Below are 17,324 nucleotides of genomic sequence, written 5' to 3'. Positions count from 1 at the left end.
GGACCGCCGGGGCGCGGTCCGTAATACTTTCCGCCATGGGAGGCGCACGATGGATCTGACGACGCTTCGGACAAAGGCCAGGGAAGCTCTCAAGGGATTTTGCCGGGTGTGCCCGGTCTGCGACGGACGGGCCTGCGCCGGCGAGGCCCCGGGCATGGGGGGGATGGCCACCGCCTCGTCCTTCAAGGCCAATCTGGCCGCCCTGTCCGCCTATCGCCTCAATATGCGCACGCTGCACGAGGTGAAAGCGGCCGACACCACCGTCACGCTTTTCGGTCGCGAGCTGTCCATGCCCGTACTGGCCGCGCCCATGACCGGCGTGCTCTACAACATGGGCGGCAAGCTCTCCGAGGAAGCCTTCATCCGCATGATTATCGATGGGGCCGACGCGGCCGGGACGCTCGGGGCCTGCGGCGACGGAGCCGATCCGGCCTTTTTCGGCAGCGGCCTTGCCGCCATCCGCGACCGGGGCGGCCGGGGTATTCCGTTCATCAAGCCGCGCGGCCAGGATGCGGTCAAGGAGATGCTCGGCCGGGCCGCGGACGCCGGGGCCGTTGCCGCCGGCATGGACGTGGACGGCGCGGGACTGCTCGTCATGGCGCTTAACGGCCAACCCGTTTCCCCGAAATCCCCGGCGGAGCTGCGCGAGCTGGTCGAGGCCACGAAGCTGCCGTTTATCGTCAAGGGCATCATGACCCCGGACGAGGCGCTTGTCGCCTTCGACGCCGGCGCGGCCGGCATCGTGGTTTCCAACCATGGCGGGCGGGTGCTCGACCATACGCCCGGCGCGGCCGAGGTGCTGCCGGCCATCGCCCGGGCGGTCAAGGACCGGGGCGTGATTTTGGCCGACGGCGGCGTGCGCACCGGAGCCGACGTGCTCAAATACCTCGCTTTGGGGGCCGATGCGGTGCTGATCGGCCGGCCGCTGGTGGTCGGCGCATTCGGCGGAGGGGCCGAGGGCGTGAGCTTTTTGCTCAACAAAATCAAGACGGAACTCACCTCGGCCATGCTTCTGACCGGCACGGCCTCGGTGCGCGGGGTTTCCCCGCATATCCTGAACCCCCAGCCGATCTGCGCCTAAGGGGAGATGAGCCGGGGGGAAACGTTGTCCTACGGGAAGTTTCTCCCCGCCCGCCCACCTGCCGGGATTTCGCGAGGTCAGAAAGAGAGGGGCGACCCCTTTCAAAGGGTCCCCCCTCTCACACAGTTCCTGCGACAGGCCTTACGCCCTAATCCAGGGAAGGCTTTTCTTCCTCTTCCTTCCAGGCCAGCTCGATGGACAGTTTCCGCTTGGACTTGCCGGGTTTGATCTTCTCCTTGAACTCGATCTCCAGATTGGCCAGAAGCGGCAGGTCGATGCAGACCGGGCCGTTTTCGCCGTTGGCGACGAGCTTGCGCTGGCGCAGGCCGTCCACGATTTTTTCCAGAACGACGGCGGCGTCGTAGGTGAGAAGCTTCTCATCACAATGAAACAGATCGGATTTGTCGCTCATGGTGTTCTCCTTTGGGGATCCGTGGATGATGGCGGAGGTTATTGATCCTCTATACGCATCCCCATCGTCTTTGTCATGACGAGCGTGAGAAAAAAGGGTCGCGCTTGGAAGACGCCACGGCGTCGGGCAGGAAATCGTAGCCCCCGGACTCCGGGTCACATCCGGCTGACGATGAGCTTTTTCCAAAGGGAATAGGCGTTTTTCGTCAGATGGATGCCGTCCTTGGTGAAATTGGGGCCGAGCTTGCCGTCGTCGGCCACAAAGGAGTCGTAGAGGTCGATGTAGCGCACGAAGTGGTTTTGCCGGTCGCACAGTTCCCTGAGCCGGGCATTGGTGGCGATGATGTCGGCGTTGTCGATGTTTTGGCGGCGGGTGGGCAGGATGCTTTGCACGTAGATGAGCGTGTAGGGTGAGATTTCCTGTATTTTGTGAATGATCTTCTCGTAGTTGTCGATAATTCTATTTTGAGCCTGAATCTCATTGATGCCTATCATCAGGAAAAGTTTGTGCGGTCTTTTGGCGGCAATGGGCTCGATGCGCTTTAAAATGTCGGCGCTGGTGCAGGATTCGACACCGTTGATATAGACCTTTTGGGGCTGGTCAAAGAGGTTGTAGATTTCCCAACCCTTGGTAATGCTGTCGCCGCAAAAGACGATTTGCATGGCCAAGAGCACGGGCAAAGCGGCATGCACGGCGAACTCCTCCAACAATTTGCGCCCGCTTAGCCATACGTTTTCGACCGGGGCGACGGGACAAGAAAGCTGATACCGACTTTTTTCAGATAACTCCCTGTCCTCGCCCGGTCAATATGGCGTGGAAAACGTGGGCAGTCCAGGGCCGCGGCCAAATGGCGACCGCCCTGGACTGGTCGGTCGGGCGTCTTAGCGGGCAATGCGTCCGAATCGCTTCCAATCCCCCGCCGGGTAATAGATGTATTCCACCCGGCCTTTCACATCCGCCAGGGGAATGGGTCCGAATTCACGGCTGTCGTGGCTGTGGGCGCGGTTGTCGCCGAGCACGAAGCAATGGCCCGGGGGCACGATGGTTTTGGGATAGTCCCGGCCAGGCCCCTGGTCCGCGACCCGGATGGCATAGGCGATGCCTCCATTTGTTTCGGTGAGAATCGTGCCGTCATCAGGCGACGCGCCTGGCGACCGGTTGGCGGCATCGGAGAGCGGGGTGCCGTTTATGGAGACGATGTTGTCGCGTATTTCAATCGTATCACCGGGCATGGCCACAATGCGTTTGATGTAGTCAAGACGACGGTCGTTTGGATAGCTGAACACGATGATGTCGCCTTTTTTCGGCTGCTGTTGTTTGTAGGTTATTTTGTTGAGCAGCACATAATCGCCGCGCACAATGTTCGGCGCCATGTTGTTGCTTGGTATTTTATAGGCCTGAATCACTTCCTGCTTGATGACGGAGGTCAGGCTGACCGGGTAGAAAATGGAAAATGCGATAAAAAAAGCGTAGATGTACCATTTGTTATACTCTTTGAGTCGGTAGTCCGGCGCTGTTTTTCTCGCCAAGAGGTAGGCGTCCACGGCCGCGTATACAAAAAGCACGAGGACCAGAAAAATGGAGGCAATGGCCGCCATCAACGCCGTCGTGCTCGGCGCATGGCTGGCCGTGGCCACGAGCAATGGGCCAAAGGCAAAACTGCAAAAAAAGAAGACCATGCCCCTGGCGAACCGACCGCAATATATCTGGCCCAGACCCGGAGCCGCCAGGGAAAGGGTTGTGGCCAGAAGCGGCTTGCGCGGTTTTTCGATGGGTTTGTTATCCATGGCGTGTTGCCCTCATTAAGGGATGAGCAAATTCATGGTGATGGCGGAAATGCGGCAAAATCCCAGTAAGGCAAGTCCCAGGCCGAAGACCCAGGCGGTCCAGTCGCCGGATCCTTCCAGCCAGGCCAGCCAGCGGTGAAAGGGCCGCGTGCTCCGGGGGACGGGTTCGTGCTGCGCGATGGCGCGCCGCACCGCTTGCCGGCAATCGCTAAATCCGGTCGTGTCCTGCCGGTAGGCCAGCCAGCATTTGTACAGTTCTTCTTCGTTCATGCCTTCTCCATCCGCGTCCGCAGCAGGCGGCGCAGCTTGTCCTTGCAGCGTGACAGGCGCGATTTGACCGTTCCGAGTTTGATGCCCTCGATGGCGGCGATTTCCGCCAAGGCCAAGCCCTGGACCTCGGCCAGGATGAACACCGTCCGGTCCCGTTCGGGCAAGGCGGCCAAGGCGGCATCGAGGGCCTGGAAGGTTTCCTGCCGCGCCGCATCGCGTTCCGTGTCGCCAGCGCCAATGGCCGTCTCCTCGGCAAAGGGCGCATGGTCGCGCCGTTGCCGGCGGTAATTGAGGCTGGTGTTTCTGGCTATGCGGAAAAGCCAGCTGGAAAAGGCTCCCCGCCCGGCATCGAAGGAGGCGAGCCCCTTGTAAGCCGCCAGGAACGTGTCCTGGACGAGATCATTGGCCTGATGACGATCGTGGATCATATTGACGATCATGACGAACAGGGGCTTTTGGTATTTGAGCACCAGATGTTCAAATAAGCGGCTTTCGCCGCGTAGGATGTTTTCCACGATACTGGCGTCACTATTCATGCATGCCGATCCATGAGTTGCTGCCGCTGGCCAGGGCAAGATTGCGCGCGTTTGCCCTATACTACACCGCGCCGGCTAAATGGTTCCCTTCTTCGGGCTTGGTCGGCAATAAACGTTCGGATTTCGGTCAGCGGACAAAAAAAGCCCCGGACCATGCGGACCGGGGCTCGAAATGGCATCAGGCGAAAATCGCGGCGCGCCAGGGCGATTGGGCGGCTTAGCGCTCGAGAGCGACCAGGTCTTCGTAGGTTTCGCGGCGTCGGGCCAGGGTCACCGTGTCGCCGTCCACCAGCACCTCGGCCGCCCGGGGCCGGGAGTTGTAGTTGGAGGACATGGTGAAGCCGTAGGCGCCGGCCGAGTAGACGGCCAGGTATTCGCCCGGGGCCACGGCCGGCAGTTCCCTGTCCCGGGCCAGAAAATCGCCGGATTCGCAGATGGGGCCGACCACATCCACGTTGAGCGTATCGCGCTCGGCCGGGCGCACCTCGCTGATGGCATGGTAGGAGTCGTAGAGCGAAGGCCGGATGAGGTCGTTCATCGCCGCGTCCACGATGACGAAATCCTTGCTCGGCGTCTTTTTGGTGTACACGACTTCGGTGACCAGAATGCCGGCGTTGCCGACGATGACCCGGCCGGGTTCGAGGACGAGGGTCAGCGGCAAGTCGCCCAGAGCCTTGGTGAGGGCTTGGCCGAACTCGCGGGGATGGGGCGGCTCCTCCTCGTTGTACTGGATGCCGAGTCCGCCGCCGAGGTCGAGGTAGCGGGGCGATATGCCCATGGCGACGAGCTTTTCCCGGAAGATGAGGATCTTGTCCAGAGCCTCGAGGAAAGGCTCGATGGACGTGAGCTGGGAGCCGATGTGGCAGTCGATGCCGACCGGCGTCACGCCCGGAAGTTCCATGGCCCGGGCATAGGCGGCCAGGGAGGTTTCCATGTCCAGGCCGAACTTGTTCTTTTTGAGCCCGGTGGAAATATAGGGGTGGGTCTTGGGGTCCACGTTGGGATTGATGCGCAGGCTGACATTGGCGTTCTTGCCGAGCCGGGCGGCGATGCGGCTTATGCGTTCAAGTTCGCCCATGGATTCGACGTTGAACATAAGGATGCCGGCGTTAAGCGCTTCCTCGATTTCGTTTCCCCGCTTGCCTACGCCCGAATAGACGATCTTGGCCGGGTCGATGCCGGCGGCAAGCGCCCGGTAGAGTTCGCCGCCCGAGACGATGTCCACGCCCGCGCCCATGGCCCCGAGGGTGCGCAGCACGGCCAGGTTGGAGTTGGCTTTGACCGAGAAGCAGGTGAGATGGGGCAGGCCGTCGAAGGCGGAGTCGAAGGCCGCGAAATGGCGGCGCAGGGTGGCGGCGCTGTAAATGTAGAGCGGCGTGCCGTAGGCGGCGACAAGGGTCGAGACGGGCACGTCCTCGGCGTAGAGCTCACCGCCACGGTACTGGAAATGATGCATGGGTCAGTCTCCTTGGGATGCGTCGCCGCCAAAACGGGCCTTCCAGTCGGTCAGCAGGGTGAGTGCTTCGAGCGGCGTAATCCGGTCTAGTTCGAGCCGGGAGAGTTCGTCAAGAAGCGGGGACGCCGCCGTTTCCTGGGGTTCTTCGCGGCTGGGCGCGGATACGCCGAAAAGTCCGGGCAGGATGGGCTGGCCCCGTTCACGGCTGCCCCGCGCGGCATGGGCCGGGTCGCGGCTGCGCTCCAGTTCCTCGAGCAACTGCCGGGCGCGGCGCACCACGTTTCGGGGCACGCCGGCCAGTCTGGCCACCTCGACCCCGTAGCTGCGGTCGGCCGGTCCGGGCAACAGCCGCCGCAAAAAGACGATGTCGCCCTTCCATTCCTTGACCGCGATGTTGGCGTTGCGAAGGCGCGGGAGTCTGCCTTCCAAGGCGGTCAGCTCATGGTAGTGGGTGGCGAAAAGGGTGCGCACCCCTTGGCCGTCGTCGCGGCCGCACAGGTCCTCCACCACGGCCCAGGCCAGGGCCAGGCCGTCGAAAGTGGCCGTGCCCCGGCCGATCTCGTCCAGGATGACCAGGCTGCGCCGGCCGGCCTGGCGCAGGATGCGGGCCGTTTCCATCATTTCCACCATGAAGGTGGACTGGCCCTGGGCCAGGTTGTCCGAGGCCCCGACCCGGCAGAACACCCGGTCGACCAGGCCGATTTCGGCCTTGGTGGCCGGCACGAAGGAGCCGATCTGGGCCAGAAGCGCGATGATGGCGGTCTGGCGCAGCACGGTGGATTTGCCGGCCATGTTGGGGCCGGTGATGAGCAGCACCCGCGTGGCCTCGTCGAGGGTCACGTCGTTGGGGATGTAGTTGCCGACGCCTTGCACGGCCTCGATGACCGGATGGCGGCCGGCCCGGATGCGGATGTCCAGGTCCGGGCGCAGTTCCGGCCGTGTCCAGTCGTTCGCCACGGCCGCCTCGGCCAGTCCCTGCCAGACGTCGAGTCTGGCCACACGGGCGGCGGTGTCCATGATGCGGTCGCGTAGCGCGGCGATGTGGTCGCGCAGGGCGACGAAAAGATTGTACTCGAGGGTCTTGCGCTTTTCCCCGGCCGCCATGAGCTTTTCCTCGAGCTCCTTGAGCCTCGGGGTGACGTAGCGCTCGCAGTTGGCCAGGGTCTGGCGGCGCTCGAAATGCTCGGGCGGATAGCCGGCGGATTTGGACAATTCGAAATAGTAGCCGAAAACCCGGTTGTAGCCGAGCTTGAGCTTGGGGAGCTTGCAGCCTTCCCGCTCTTCGGCCAGCAGCTGGCGGATGCGCTCCTCGCCGTGCTCGGTCAACTCCATCAGCTCGTCGAGGTCGGGGTTGTAGCCGGGCTTGAAAAGCCCGCCCTCCGTGACCAGCACCGGCGGCGAATCGACCAGGGCGCGCGAAAGCAGTTCGCAGGCGTCGTCCAGGTCGTCCCAGCCGGAAAGGAGGTCGGTTGCCGCCTTGGGCGGTTCGGCGGAAGCGGCGGCCAGGGCGCGCAGGCGCGGCAGGGCGGCAAGGGACTGGCGCAGGGCGGTGAAATCCCGTGGCGCGGCCCGGTTGAGAAAAATGCGCGTGGTCAGCCGCTCCAGGTCGTAGACGCCGGCCAGCGCCTCGCGAAGCGCCCGGCGACGTTCCTCGTCCCCCGCCAGCCAGGCCACGGCGTCCTGGGTCTCGAGGATGGGGGCGAGGTCGAGCCAGGGCTGGCGGAGCCAGGATTCGAGCAGCCGGCCGCCCATGGGGGTGACGGTGCGGTCCAGGACGTGCCACAGCGTGCCCTGGCCCTTGCGGCCGTCCAGGCGGCGGAAAATCTCCAGGTTGCGCTCGGTCACCTCGTCGATGAGCATGTGGCGGCCGAGGTTGACCGGCTTGAAGGGAGCCAGATGCCCGATGTCGCGCATCTGGTTGCTGGCGAGGTAGGTGAGAAGCGCCCCCATGGCCCGTACGAGCTGGGGCTTGTCGCCGACGTCCAGGGCGGCCAGATCGGCCACGCCCTGGGCTTTCAGGACCTTGTCGCGGCCGCTTGTCAGATCGAAATGCGGGCGCAGGGGAAAGCGGCTTATCTGCATGCCCTCGCGGGCAAAGTCGCGGGGCGGCTCCAGGCCGTCGGGCAGCAGCAGCTCCCGGGGGCCGATCTTCGCCGCCCACTGCCACAATCGGGCGGCGTCGCGGGCGAAAAGCCCCGACCATTCGCCGGTGGAGAAATCGACCCAGGCGAGCCCGCCGGCTCTCTCGTCGGCGTCGAAATAGAGCGCGGCCAGGAAGTTGTGTTCCTTGGCCCGCAGGTTGCCTTCCTCGACGGCCGTGCCCGGGGTGAGCACCCGGGTTACGGCCCGTTTGACCAGCCCCTTGGCCTGCTTGGGGTCCTCGATCTGGTCGCAGACCGCGACCTTGAACCCCTTTTCCAGCAGTTGGGCCAGATACCCCTCGACGGCCTGATGCGGGACTCCGCACATGGGCACGGGGTTTTCCGCCTCGGGATTGCGCGAGGTCAGCGTCAGTTGCAGTTCCCGGGCCGCCGTTTCGGCGTCCTCGAAAAACATCTCATAGAAATCCCCCATGCGATAGAACAGCAGCGCGCCGGGATGTTCTCCCTTGAGGCGCAGGTATTGCTCCAGCATGGGGGTCATTTTGATTTCCCCCACGGCGCAACGACTGGCGACGAACTAGGCGTCGTCCTTTTTTTCCGCAGCCGTGTCCTCGCTTTTGGGCGTCGTCGTGCTGACGGTGGCGGCGGCGTAGTTGGGCGTCACGAGGGGAGAGGCCACGGTGGATTTCTTCTGGGCCAACTGCTTTTCCATGGCGTTGACCTTGCTTTGCAGACTGCGCACCGAAGAGGCCAACCGGACCTTTTCGGCCAGAAAATACAGGGTGCAAAAGAACCCGCCGGCGACAAAGGACATAAGGAGCACCACGTAGAAGGGAACCGCGGCCGTTTCGGCGTGGAAGCCGAAGACCTCGAGTTTGAGCAACAACGGGGTTTCCAATATGGCCGTGTTCTGCACGAAGAAGAGCATGCAGAAAAAGAAGAACGCAAGCAGGAAAAGCACCTTGATCACGCGCATGGAGGCCTCCTTGTCACGACGTAACGGTTGTGGGGTAATCCGTAAAAAAGGGCAGAAGCCGGTCATAGGTGGAGAGCAGATGCTGCGGTACGACCCGCGTCTCCCCGAAAACGGCCATGAACGAGGAGTCGCCGTTCCAACGGGGCACCATCTGGAAATGGATATGGGAGGCGATGCCCGCCCCGGCCGCCGCGCCGAGGTTGAGCCCGATGTTGATGCCCTGAGGATGCATGGCTTCCTGCATCGCCTTCGTGCAGTAGGTCAAGCCCTTGGTCAGCTCCAGGGTCTCCTCGGGCGTCAGTTCGGTCAGGCAGCTTGCGTGGCGAAACGGCGTGACCATCAAGTGCCCGCAGTTGTAAGGGAACTTGTTCATGATCACGAACGTGTGCCGCCCCCTGGCCAGCACCAGCCGCTCTCTGTCCTCGTCTCGGTTCTCGGGCAGGCAGAACACGCAGGCGTCCGGCTTGGGGCCGAGAATGTAGTCCATGCGCCAAGGCGCCCACAAAACTTCCATACGTACCGTTTACTCCGAAAATTCAATCCGCGCCGATAAGGGAAGCGGTCAGGGCGACGGCTTCCTCGGGCGTGTCGGCGGGCCGGACGCCGGAAAGGTCCGCGTAGTGCCCGATGGCCACCACGGGCCGGCCGATTTTGAGCGCCACGCCGATTTCCGACAGGGTTCCGGCCCCGCCGGAAACGGCTATTGCCGCTTCGCCGTTTTTGACCACCAACACGTTTCGCGCAATGCCGAGGCCGGTGACGATGGGCACGTCGACGTAGGGATTGGCTGCCGCCGGATCGTCGCCGGGCAGGATGCCGATGGTGCGTCCGCCGGCTTCGCGCGCGCCCTGGCAGACGGCGGTCATGACCCCGCCGAGTCCGCCGCAGACCACGGTCCATCCCCGGCCGGCCAGAAGCGCGCCAAGACGCCTGGCCAGCGCGGAAGTGGCCGCGTCGCACGTCCCCGCTCCGATGACCGAGACCCGCCTTTGCAAAGCCGTGTCCATGTCCGCCTCGTATTACACGCCTCTATCTCCAAGGGCAAGGGACGGTTAGGCCTAAGGCGACAAGTTGCGGCCCGGGGGCTTGAGTCCGGGCGGCGGCCGGACTAGAATTCCGTTCCATGTTCGACTTCGTACCGCAAAATTTCCCAACCTCCCCGGGTGTTTATCTCATGAAAGGGGGCAAGGGGAAAATCCTCTACGTCGGCAAGGCCAAGAACCTGCGCGCCAGGCTCAGTTCCTATTTCCGGGGCGAGGCCGGCCACAGCGTCAAGACGGCCGCCCTGGTCGCCCGCATCGCGGCGGTGGAAGTGCTTCTCACCGCTTCGGAAAAAGAGGCGCTGCTCCTGGAGTCGAGCCTGATAAAAAAGCACCGTCCGCGCTACAACGTGGTGCTCAAAGACGACAAAAACTACATTCTTTTCAAGCTCGACAAGCGCTCTCCCTATCCGCGCCTGGCATTCACCCGGCGCGTGTCCCGCGACGGCGCGGCCTACTTCGGCCCGTTCACCTCGGCCGCCGCCGCCCGGACCACCTGGAAGGAGCTCGGCCGGGTGTTCGCCCTGCGCAAATGCGGCGACAAGACGCTCAACAACCGCATCCGGCCCTGCCTGTACCATTTCATCGGCCAGTGCCTGGCCCCGTGCGTCAAGGCCGTGGACCCCGAAACGTACATGGCGCTGGTGCACCGGGTGGAGGCCTTTCTGACCGGCCGCTCGGCCGAGGTGCTCAAGTCCGTGCAAAAGGAGATGGAGCAGGCTTCCGAGCGGCTCGATTTCGAGGAGGCGGCCCGGCTTCGCGATCTTCTTTTCGCCATGCGGCGCACGGTGGAAGGGCAGGCCACGGTGTTGACGCGCCTGGTCGACATGGACGTGGCCGATTTTACCGTCACCGACCACGGCGTGGGGCTGTGCGTGCTTTTTGTGCGCCAGGGGCGGCTGCTCGACCGCAAGACGTTTTTCTTTCCGGGCATCGAGGCCGGGGAGGCGGTCGGCGCGGCCGGCAGCGCCCTGGTGCAGTTCTACCGGCCCGAAAGCTTCATACCGGCCCGGGTGGTGGTGCCGCCGAGCCTGGCCCCGCAAACGGCCGTCGGTTTCGTTGCGGACGGCGAGCCCGAAGCCGCCGATGCGACCGGAGAGGCTTCGGGCGACGGCGCGGCCCTGGCCGAGATTCTGGCCGAGCGCCGGGGCGGGCCGGTGCGGCTGGGACCGCCGCGCGGGCGCGAGGAGCGAAAGCTGCTGGAGCTGGCCGGGGCCAATGCCCGGCGCGCCGCCGAGGAAGCGGTCAAGGCGGCCGAACGCGACGTGCTGCCGTCCCTGGCCGGTTCCTTCGGTTTGGCGGCGCTCAACCGCATCGAGGCCGTGGACGTCTCGCACCTGGGCGGCAAGGGCGTGCGGGTGGGCATGGTGGTTTTCGAGGCGGGCGCGCCCAAGAAGAGCGATTACCGGGCCTATGCCTTTCCGGAACTGGAGGGCACCTCAGACGACTATCTGGCCCTGGCCTCCTTTGCCGCCAAGCGGGCCGCCTCCGGGCCGCCGTGGCCGGACCTGCTCCTTGTCGACGGCGGCAAGGGCCAGCTCGAGGCCGTCGGGCGGGCGCTTACCGAGGCCGGAGCCGGCGGGGCCTTCGCCCTGGCCTCCATCGCCAAGGGCGACACACGCAGCCAAAACGAGATGGGCGACGTCATTTACGTGCCGGGCCGCAAAAATCCCTTGGCGCTTCGGCCCGGATCGCCGGAACTGCTTTTCCTCCAGCGCGTGCGCGATACGGTCCATGACTTTTCCATCGGCCGGCAGCGCCGGGCCAGGACCAAAACGGGACTGCAAAGCGCCGTGCTCGACCTGCCCGGCGTCGGCCCCAAGACGGCGCGAAAATTGTGGGAAGCCTTTGGCTCGGTCGCGGCCATGAAAGCGGCAAGCCCCGCCGATCTCGCGCTCAAAGCCGGCCTTGGCCCCAAGCAGGCGGCCAAGTTGGCCGACAGCCTGGCCGGGCTTGCGGGTTGATTTGTGCGGACTTTTTGGTCTACCAAAAGTGAATCGTTTGTAATCGGAGCCCGCATGTCCCCCCTACAGGAATTTTTGGCCTTGGCCGGCGCCATCGCGCCAGAGCACCGCTATCGCACGGTCTATGACGCGGATTTTCATGTTCTCGTGCCAGGAAAGGAACCCATTGACGCCGGCACCCTCGACGCCTTTTCGCGCATCGATTTCGCCGGCCGCACGGTGGTCGATCTCGGCTGCAATTTCGGCTTTTTCAGCTTCCAGGCCCGCCGGCTTGGCGCGGCAGCGGTGGTTGGCGTGGACCGGGAACCCATGGTCCTCGACGGCTGCTCGCTGTTGCGCCAACATTTTCATCTTGATGCGGTGGCCTTCGAGTGCCACGACCTCGACGATCCGGCTTGCCCGCTGCTGTCGCGGGCATTCGACATCGCCATGCTCGTGGAATTTATCGGCAAGACCTTCGTGCTCGAAAACCGGGTGGCTCCGGCCCTGGCGTTTTTGGAGCGGCTTTCAGACCGGGAACTGATCGTTTCGGTGCAGAAGATCTACTGGATCCGCAAGGAGCTCGGCACCACGCCCGGACGCCTGCGGGACATCTATCCCTCCCGGTATATCGATGGCGGCGATTTCCGGCTCCTCGACTACGTGCGGGATTTTTTCACCCCGCGCTGGCGCATGGAAGCGCTTTCCCCGCTGACCGACGGCTACGAAAAACCGCGCAAGCTCTTACGCTTCGTGCCAGCGTAGCAAGGGAGAGACGCCATGCCGGACGGCACCAAGCGCGCCGACATCCGCCCGGGACTTCCCGTGTCGATCGTGCTCAAAAAGGACCAGCGCACGGGCGCGCTCACCGAAGGCGTGGTCAAGGATATCCTGACCAAATCGCCGTACCATTCACGCGGGATCAAGGTTCGTCTCACGGACGGACAGATCGGCCGCGTGCGCCTGATTCGCTCGCCGGGGTAGTTTTTTTGAAAACGCGCCGGGGGAGAACCTTTTTGAAAAAAGGTTCTCCCCCGGACCCCCTTTCCAAAAACTTCTAAAGGTGATGCCCTGTTATCGTGCGGCAGTTGCCCATTAAAAAGTTTAGGAAGGGGAGAGCGCGAGAGGGGAGAACCCTTTGCAAAAGGGTTTCCCCTCTCGCACTTTCTTCGCTCCTTTTCTTACTGCGCCTTCCATAAGGTCTGGACGGGCGTGAAGGCCGCTTCCAGGGCGGGGCTGACTTCGATGGTCACTTCCTCTTCGCCGCGCGTAACCCGGACGTGTTCCTTGGGGACGAGCCCGGCTTGCCTAGCCGTATCCGCCCACCTTGCTTCCTCGGAAGCCAGAATATCCTCGAAGCCCGCCTCCGGCTCGGCCGGGCGGTAAAAGCTCGACACCGTCACCCACTGCGTTTCCTTGGAGTCCTCGCTCACGTCTTTTTCCTTTTTCCCGGCCGGCAAGGGCCGATGCCGCGTTCACCGCGCCGGGACGTTTATCTTGGGATGCCCGGCAGGGGGGCCGCGGCCAGCGCATAATCGGCCCAGGCCGGGGTGTGGGGTTCGAGCCGGCCGTCCCCCCGGATATGCACCACCCGCGCGCCTTGGGAGAGCAGGGCCGGGGCTATGCGCCAGGCCCTGTGACAGCGCCTGGGGTCCTCTTCGGCGCAGACCAGGGCCAGCCGGTAAGCCTGCCGCCAGGCCGAGACCACCCGGTCGATGCCCAGGGAAAACGAGACCGCGTCCGCCACGGACGTCCCGCGCCCGCCGAGTTCCCGGCCGAAAAAAAGATAGCCCACGCCCCAGGATTTGAGCGACGCCGCCAAAGCGTCCTTGCAGAAATGCGGCAGATGGCGCGAGTAGGGCTCGGCGCGCACGTCGATGAGCAGATTGACGCCGTGGCGGGCGAGAAGGCTCAAAAAAACGGCCCGGTCGTGGTTGTCGTGGCCCAGGGTGTAGATGGGCGGCCGGGTGAGCTCCCGGGTCATTTGGCCGCCCCGGCCAGTTCCTTGTGGCGAAAGCAGCCGGTCAGGTGGTCGTTGACGAGCCCCGCCGACTGGAGAAAGGCGTAGACGCAGGTGGGGCCGACAAAGGAAAATCCCCGGGATTTGAGGTCGCGGCTTATGGTTTCGGACAGGGGCGTGGTGGCCGGGACCTGATGCAACGCCGAAAAGTGGTTGACGATGGGGCGGCCGTCGACAAAGCGCCAGAGGTAGGCGTCAAAGGAGCCGAAGGCCTCCTGGATGGCCAGGAAGCCTTTGGCGTTGGCCACCGAGGCCCTGATCTTGGCCTTGTTGCGGATGATGCGGGCATCCTCCGCCAGGGCGGCGAGCTTTGTCGCATCGTAGCCGGCCACGCGCGCCGGGTCGAAGCCGTCGTAGGCGGCCCGGTAGCCTTCCCGACGCTTGAGGATGGTCAGCCACGACAGGCCGGCCTGAGCGCCTTCGAGGATGAGCAGCTCGAAAAGCGCCCGGTCGTCGTGCAGCGGCACGCCCCATTCCGTATCGTGGTAGCGCACGTAGATGTCGAGGTCGCCGCACCAGGGGCAGCGGATGGGGGCGGCGGCGTCCGCGGTCATGGTCATATTCCCAGTTCGCCCCACAAGGCGTCGATGCGGGCCTTGACCTCCCGGGACATGACCAGCGAATCGGGCCATTCGCGCATATGGCCTTCCTCGGGACCCTTCTTCGTGGCGTCTATGCCGATCTTGCCGCCGTAAAAAGGCGTCGGCGAGGCATGGTCCAGGGCGTCGAGGGGGCCGTCCACGATGACGATGTCGCGCCGGGGATCGACGTTGTTGCCGAGCCGCCAGAGCACCTCGGAGGTGTTTTGCACGTTGACCCCGGCATCCACCACCACGATGATCTTGGTGAACATCATCTGCCCGAGGCCCCAGATGGCGTACATGATCTTGCGCGTCTGGCCGGGATAGCGCTTGTCGATGGAGACGAAGCAAAAGTTGTGGAACACGCCTTCGAGGGGCAGGCTCATATCCACGATTTCCGGAAGCTGCTTTTTTATAAGCGGCAAAAACAGGCGTTCGGTGGCCTTGCCCATGTAGCAGTCCTCCATAGGCGGAGGACCGACGAGGGTCGCCGGATAGACGGCGTCCTTGCGGTGGGTGAGCGCCGTGACGTGGAAGACGGGATAGTCGTCGGCCAGGGAATAATAGCCGGTGTGGTCGCCGAAGGGCCCTTCGCGGCGGCGTTCGCCCGGGTCCACATAGCCCTCCAGCACGAACTGGCTCGAGGCCGGGACCTGCAAGTCCACGGTCTTGCACTGGACCAATTCCACCGGGGCCTGGCGCAGAAACCCGGCGAAGAGAAATTCGTCGATATCGTCCGGCAGCGGGGCGGTGGCGGCATAGGTGCAGGCCGGGTCCGGGCCGATGGCCACGGCCACGGGCAGGCGTTCGCCGCGTTTTTCCGCCAGATGGTAGTGGTAGGCCCCGCCCTTGTGGCGGTGCCAGTGCATGCCGGTGGTGTTTTTGTCGAAGACCTGCATGCGATACATGCCCACGTTGCGCTTGCCGCTTTCCGGGTCTTTGGTCACGACCACGGGCAGGGTGATGAAGGGGCCGGCATCGCCGGGCCAGGTGGTCAGCACCGGCAAAAGGGACAGGTCCACGTCGTCGCCGGTCATGACGACATCCTGGCAGCGGCCGGAATTGACGGTCTTGGGGAAGATGCCGGCCATTTTGGCCAGCTTGGGCAGCATTTTGAGCTTGCCGATGAGCCCGTCCGGCTTTTCCATCTCCAGCACGGCGTCGATGCGGTGCCCCAGGGCGTCGAGATCATCGCAGCCAAGGGCCAGATGCATGCGGGGAAACGAGCCGAAGGCGTTGGTGACCACCGGAAAGCGTGATCCCTTGGGCTGTTCGAAATAGAGGGCCGGGCCGACGGCCTTGGACACCCGGTCCGTAACCTCGGCGATTTCCAGATACGGATCCAGTTCGGGCTTTACGCGCCGCAGTTCGCCTTTTTTTTCCAGAAGCCGCAAAAATTCCTGCAAGTCCTTGTACGCCATGGGGAAACGCTCCAAAGGTCGGTGGATTGGGCCGCGCCGGCCGGTCCCGACATTTATACCCGAAGGCGAAGCCCCGTAAAGGGCCGGGCGGTCGCGGCCACGATCCGGGCCAGGAATCCGGCGGCAAGCGGGGCGGGCAGCGCTCCGGCCGACAGGCAGGCCGGGGCCAGGACGGCCTTGCCGAAGCGCAGGTCGGCCAGCATGGCCATGCAGTCGGCGGCCTCTTGCGGGTGTTCGAGCATGAGCCGGTAGACGGTGCGGGCCGGCGCTTTCCGGGAAGCGGGGTGGTGGCTGGCCTCGATGGCGAGGCGCCCCGGACCCGAAAGGTGGCCGAAAAGACGCAAACGGAACCCCGGGCCGCCTTGCTCCGGGGAAAGACGCGCCGTCAACGCTTCGGCCTGGGTGAGCCCGGGAAACACCCAGGGGAGGTAACGCGGGTGACCTTCGATGCGGGGCACGAAGGTCCGGGCCAGCCGGAAAAGCTCCTGCACGGCGCTAAAATCCGCCTGCGCGGGGGCATCGCCAGCCAACCAATCGCGGAAATGGCGACGGGCGGCGGTGAGGTCGAGGGGCGGGCAGGACGGCGGCGCAAGCCGGCTCAGATGGCGCTCGAAACGGGTCCGCGCGGCGGCGATGCCGGCCAGGAGCAGGCCCGGCTCCGTGGCGGAACTGGGCGGCGGGGTAATGTCCTTTAAAATCAGTTCCGGTTCGAGGGCCTTGATGCGAAAGATCAGCTCGCGGCCGGGCACGGGCTCGTGGTCCAGGCTGGCCAGAAGCTTGATGCCGGAGACCACTACCCAGAAAAGCCCGCCCGGTCCGGGCGAAAGGAGTCTTCCCTTTACGGTTTGACCGACCGTATGTCCGCGCCGGAAGGCCTGGAGGTTGGATGCGATGTGCTGCATGATTGTGAACCGGGGGAGGGAACCCTTTTTTGCAAAAAAGGGGTTCCCTCCCCCGGACCCCCACCCTCCCCAAAAACTCTTAAATGGTGGGGGAAAGTTCTTAATTTTATGCGGCGCTTCGCCGCTGGCGCGGTCGTTGCCGCAATCGTGTCCGGCGTCGAGGAGCGAAGCTCCTCGTGTCGCCGGGCCGATTGCGGCAACGAACATACGACGTCCCACCGCCCAACAGCACTAAACCAATCCGACCCAGCCGCTCTCCCGCCTCACCGGCCCAACCCGGTAAAAGGGGGTCCGGGGGACATCAAGTCCCCCGGCGGGTCCAGGGCAGAGCCCTGGCGGAGTCCGGGGCAGAGCCCCGGTGACCTCTATGCCTTTTCCTGGGCCAAAATCAGCTCTACCTCTTCCCGGGACAGGCCGGTGGCCTTGGCCAGGGCCACCGGGGACTGGCCGCGGCGGGAGCCGTTTTTGATGATCTGGCGCAAGAACTCCGGCGACCGGATGCATTCCTCGGCTTTTTTGACCAGTTTTTCCAACTCGTCGCGGCGCTGTTCCAGTTGCTGGTCGAGTTCGGCCAGTTGGGCCTGGCGTTGCCGGAAACTGCCCACCAGCTCTTGTTCGAGCTTGGCGTTGAAGTCGAGTTTTTTGAGCAGTCCGTCCTGGTTTTTCTGCATCTTGGCCAGCAGGTCTTCGGAGCGGCGCAGGCGCGAGAAAAAAAGGACCACCAAAAGGAGCAGGGCGAGTTCGCAGACGGTCAGAAAGATGACGAGGGTGGAATAGCCATTCATGAAGCGGACATC

At 64.1% G+C, this 17,324-nt stretch carries 20 protein-coding genes; 4 read left to right on the top strand and 16 right to left on the bottom strand.

Annotated elements, in window-relative coordinates:
- Positions 1 to 49: 49 nt before the first annotated feature.
- Positions 50 to 1,081 carry an alpha-hydroxy-acid oxidizing protein gene (locus tag DESFRDRAFT_RS13605; RefSeq protein WP_005994805.1) on the top strand — a complete coding sequence of 344 codons (1,032 nt, stop codon included), beginning with the start codon at positions 50 to 52 and terminating at the stop codon, positions 1,079 to 1,081.
- Between the two features lie 148 nt (positions 1,082 to 1,229).
- On the opposite strand, the gene DESFRDRAFT_RS13600 is transcribed toward DESFRDRAFT_RS13605, so the two are convergent.
- The 10 genes from DESFRDRAFT_RS13600 to DESFRDRAFT_RS13555 all read right to left on the bottom strand — a co-directional run bounded on the left by DESFRDRAFT_RS13600 (position 1,230) and on the right by DESFRDRAFT_RS13555 (position 9,627).
- Positions 1,230 to 1,493 (bottom strand): amphi-Trp domain-containing protein, encoded by a 264-nt coding sequence (locus tag DESFRDRAFT_RS13600; protein ID WP_005994803.1) that lies wholly within the window; start codon positions 1,491 to 1,493, stop codon positions 1,230 to 1,232.
- A gap of 155 nt (positions 1,494 to 1,648) precedes the next feature.
- On the bottom strand, positions 1,649 to 2,185 hold the full coding sequence (locus DESFRDRAFT_RS13595; RefSeq protein ID WP_005994801.1) for a GDSL-type esterase/lipase family protein: 537 nt from the start codon (positions 2,183 to 2,185) through the stop codon (positions 1,649 to 1,651).
- A 189-nt stretch (positions 2,186 to 2,374) separates the two neighbouring features.
- Complete coding sequence (gene lepB / locus DESFRDRAFT_RS13590; RefSeq protein WP_005994799.1) at positions 2,375 to 3,280, bottom strand: signal peptidase I; 906 nt, start codon at positions 3,278 to 3,280, stop codon at positions 2,375 to 2,377.
- Between the two features lie 15 nt (positions 3,281 to 3,295).
- The gene (locus DESFRDRAFT_RS13585) at positions 3,296 to 3,550 is read right to left on the bottom strand and encodes a hypothetical protein (protein WP_005994797.1); all 255 of its coding nucleotides are present in this window, start codon (positions 3,548 to 3,550) and stop codon (positions 3,296 to 3,298) included.
- The gene (locus DESFRDRAFT_RS13580; RefSeq protein ID WP_005994795.1) at positions 3,547 to 4,086 is read right to left on the bottom strand and encodes an RNA polymerase sigma factor; all 540 of its coding nucleotides are present in this window, start codon (positions 4,084 to 4,086) and stop codon (positions 3,547 to 3,549) included. Before DESFRDRAFT_RS13580 ends, DESFRDRAFT_RS13585 begins: the two co-directional genes overlap by 4 nt.
- 217 nt (positions 4,087 to 4,303) lie before the next feature.
- Positions 4,304 to 5,542 carry a diaminopimelate decarboxylase gene (gene lysA, locus DESFRDRAFT_RS13575; protein WP_005994793.1) on the bottom strand — a complete coding sequence of 413 codons (1,239 nt, stop codon included), beginning with the start codon at positions 5,540 to 5,542 and terminating at the stop codon, positions 4,304 to 4,306.
- A 3-nt stretch (positions 5,543 to 5,545) separates the two neighbouring features.
- Positions 5,546 to 8,185, bottom strand: a complete 2,640-nt coding sequence (gene mutS, locus DESFRDRAFT_RS13570) for a DNA mismatch repair protein MutS (RefSeq protein ID WP_005994791.1) — start codon at positions 8,183 to 8,185, stop codon at positions 5,546 to 5,548.
- A 36-nt stretch (positions 8,186 to 8,221) separates the two neighbouring features.
- The gene (locus tag DESFRDRAFT_RS13565; RefSeq protein WP_005994789.1) at positions 8,222 to 8,620 is read right to left on the bottom strand and encodes a LapA family protein; all 399 of its coding nucleotides are present in this window, start codon (positions 8,618 to 8,620) and stop codon (positions 8,222 to 8,224) included.
- A 13-nt stretch (positions 8,621 to 8,633) separates the two neighbouring features.
- The gene (locus DESFRDRAFT_RS13560) at positions 8,634 to 9,134 is read right to left on the bottom strand and encodes an HIT family protein (protein ID WP_005994787.1); all 501 of its coding nucleotides are present in this window, start codon (positions 9,132 to 9,134) and stop codon (positions 8,634 to 8,636) included.
- 22 nt (positions 9,135 to 9,156) lie between these two features.
- A complete protein-coding gene (locus tag DESFRDRAFT_RS13555; RefSeq protein WP_005994785.1) occupies positions 9,157 to 9,627 on the bottom strand; it encodes a TIGR00725 family protein in 471 nt (156 codons plus the stop codon).
- A 116-nt stretch (positions 9,628 to 9,743) separates the two neighbouring features.
- On the opposite strand from DESFRDRAFT_RS13555, the gene uvrC reads away from it, so the two are divergent.
- Genes uvrC through DESFRDRAFT_RS13540 form a run of 3 tightly spaced genes read left to right on the top strand, consistent with a single transcriptional unit; the run spans position 9,744 to position 12,587 of the window.
- Positions 9,744 to 11,624: an excinuclease ABC subunit UvrC gene (gene uvrC / locus DESFRDRAFT_RS13550; protein ID WP_043794936.1), complete on the top strand. Its 1,881-nt coding sequence runs from the start codon at positions 9,744 to 9,746 to the stop codon at positions 11,622 to 11,624.
- 54 nt (positions 11,625 to 11,678) lie between these two features.
- Complete coding sequence (locus DESFRDRAFT_RS13545; protein WP_005994781.1) at positions 11,679 to 12,368, top strand: class I SAM-dependent methyltransferase; 690 nt, start codon at positions 11,679 to 11,681, stop codon at positions 12,366 to 12,368.
- 15 nt (positions 12,369 to 12,383) lie between these two features.
- Entirely contained in the window at positions 12,384 to 12,587 is a 204-nt protein-coding gene (locus DESFRDRAFT_RS13540) for a YwbE family protein (protein WP_005994779.1), read from the top strand.
- 197 nt (positions 12,588 to 12,784) lie between these two features.
- On the opposite strand, the gene DESFRDRAFT_RS13535 is transcribed toward DESFRDRAFT_RS13540, so the two are convergent.
- From DESFRDRAFT_RS13535 to DESFRDRAFT_RS13510, 6 genes are all read right to left on the bottom strand, one after another.
- Complete coding sequence (locus tag DESFRDRAFT_RS13535; RefSeq protein WP_005994776.1) at positions 12,785 to 13,036, bottom strand: hypothetical protein; 252 nt, start codon at positions 13,034 to 13,036, stop codon at positions 12,785 to 12,787.
- Between the two features lie 59 nt (positions 13,037 to 13,095).
- Positions 13,096 to 13,587 carry a DUF488 domain-containing protein gene (locus DESFRDRAFT_RS13530; RefSeq protein WP_005994774.1) on the bottom strand — a complete coding sequence of 164 codons (492 nt, stop codon included), beginning with the start codon at positions 13,585 to 13,587 and terminating at the stop codon, positions 13,096 to 13,098.
- Complete coding sequence (locus DESFRDRAFT_RS13525) at positions 13,584 to 14,177, bottom strand: DNA-3-methyladenine glycosylase I (protein ID WP_005994772.1); 594 nt, start codon at positions 14,175 to 14,177, stop codon at positions 13,584 to 13,586. Before DESFRDRAFT_RS13525 ends, DESFRDRAFT_RS13530 begins: the two co-directional genes overlap by 4 nt.
- A 2-nt stretch (positions 14,178 to 14,179) precedes the next feature.
- Positions 14,180 to 15,625 carry a menaquinone biosynthesis decarboxylase gene (locus tag DESFRDRAFT_RS13520; RefSeq protein WP_005994770.1) on the bottom strand — a complete coding sequence of 482 codons (1,446 nt, stop codon included), beginning with the start codon at positions 15,623 to 15,625 and terminating at the stop codon, positions 14,180 to 14,182.
- 53 nt (positions 15,626 to 15,678) lie between these two features.
- On the bottom strand, positions 15,679 to 16,527 hold the full coding sequence (locus tag DESFRDRAFT_RS13515; protein ID WP_005994768.1) for a hypothetical protein: 849 nt from the start codon (positions 16,525 to 16,527) through the stop codon (positions 15,679 to 15,681).
- A gap of 365 nt (positions 16,528 to 16,892) precedes the next feature.
- Entirely contained in the window at positions 16,893 to 17,312 is a 420-nt protein-coding gene (locus DESFRDRAFT_RS13510; protein ID WP_005994765.1) for a hypothetical protein, read from the bottom strand.
- Positions 17,313 to 17,324 lie beyond the last annotated feature (12 nt).

It is taken from the genome of Solidesulfovibrio fructosivorans JJ] (assembly GCF_000179555.1).
GTDB lineage: Bacteria > Desulfobacterota > Desulfovibrionia > Desulfovibrionales > Desulfovibrionaceae > Solidesulfovibrio > Solidesulfovibrio fructosivorans.
The sequence above is the reverse complement of the archived record's forward strand: the minus strand, read 5'-3'. Positions and strand labels throughout refer to the sequence as shown.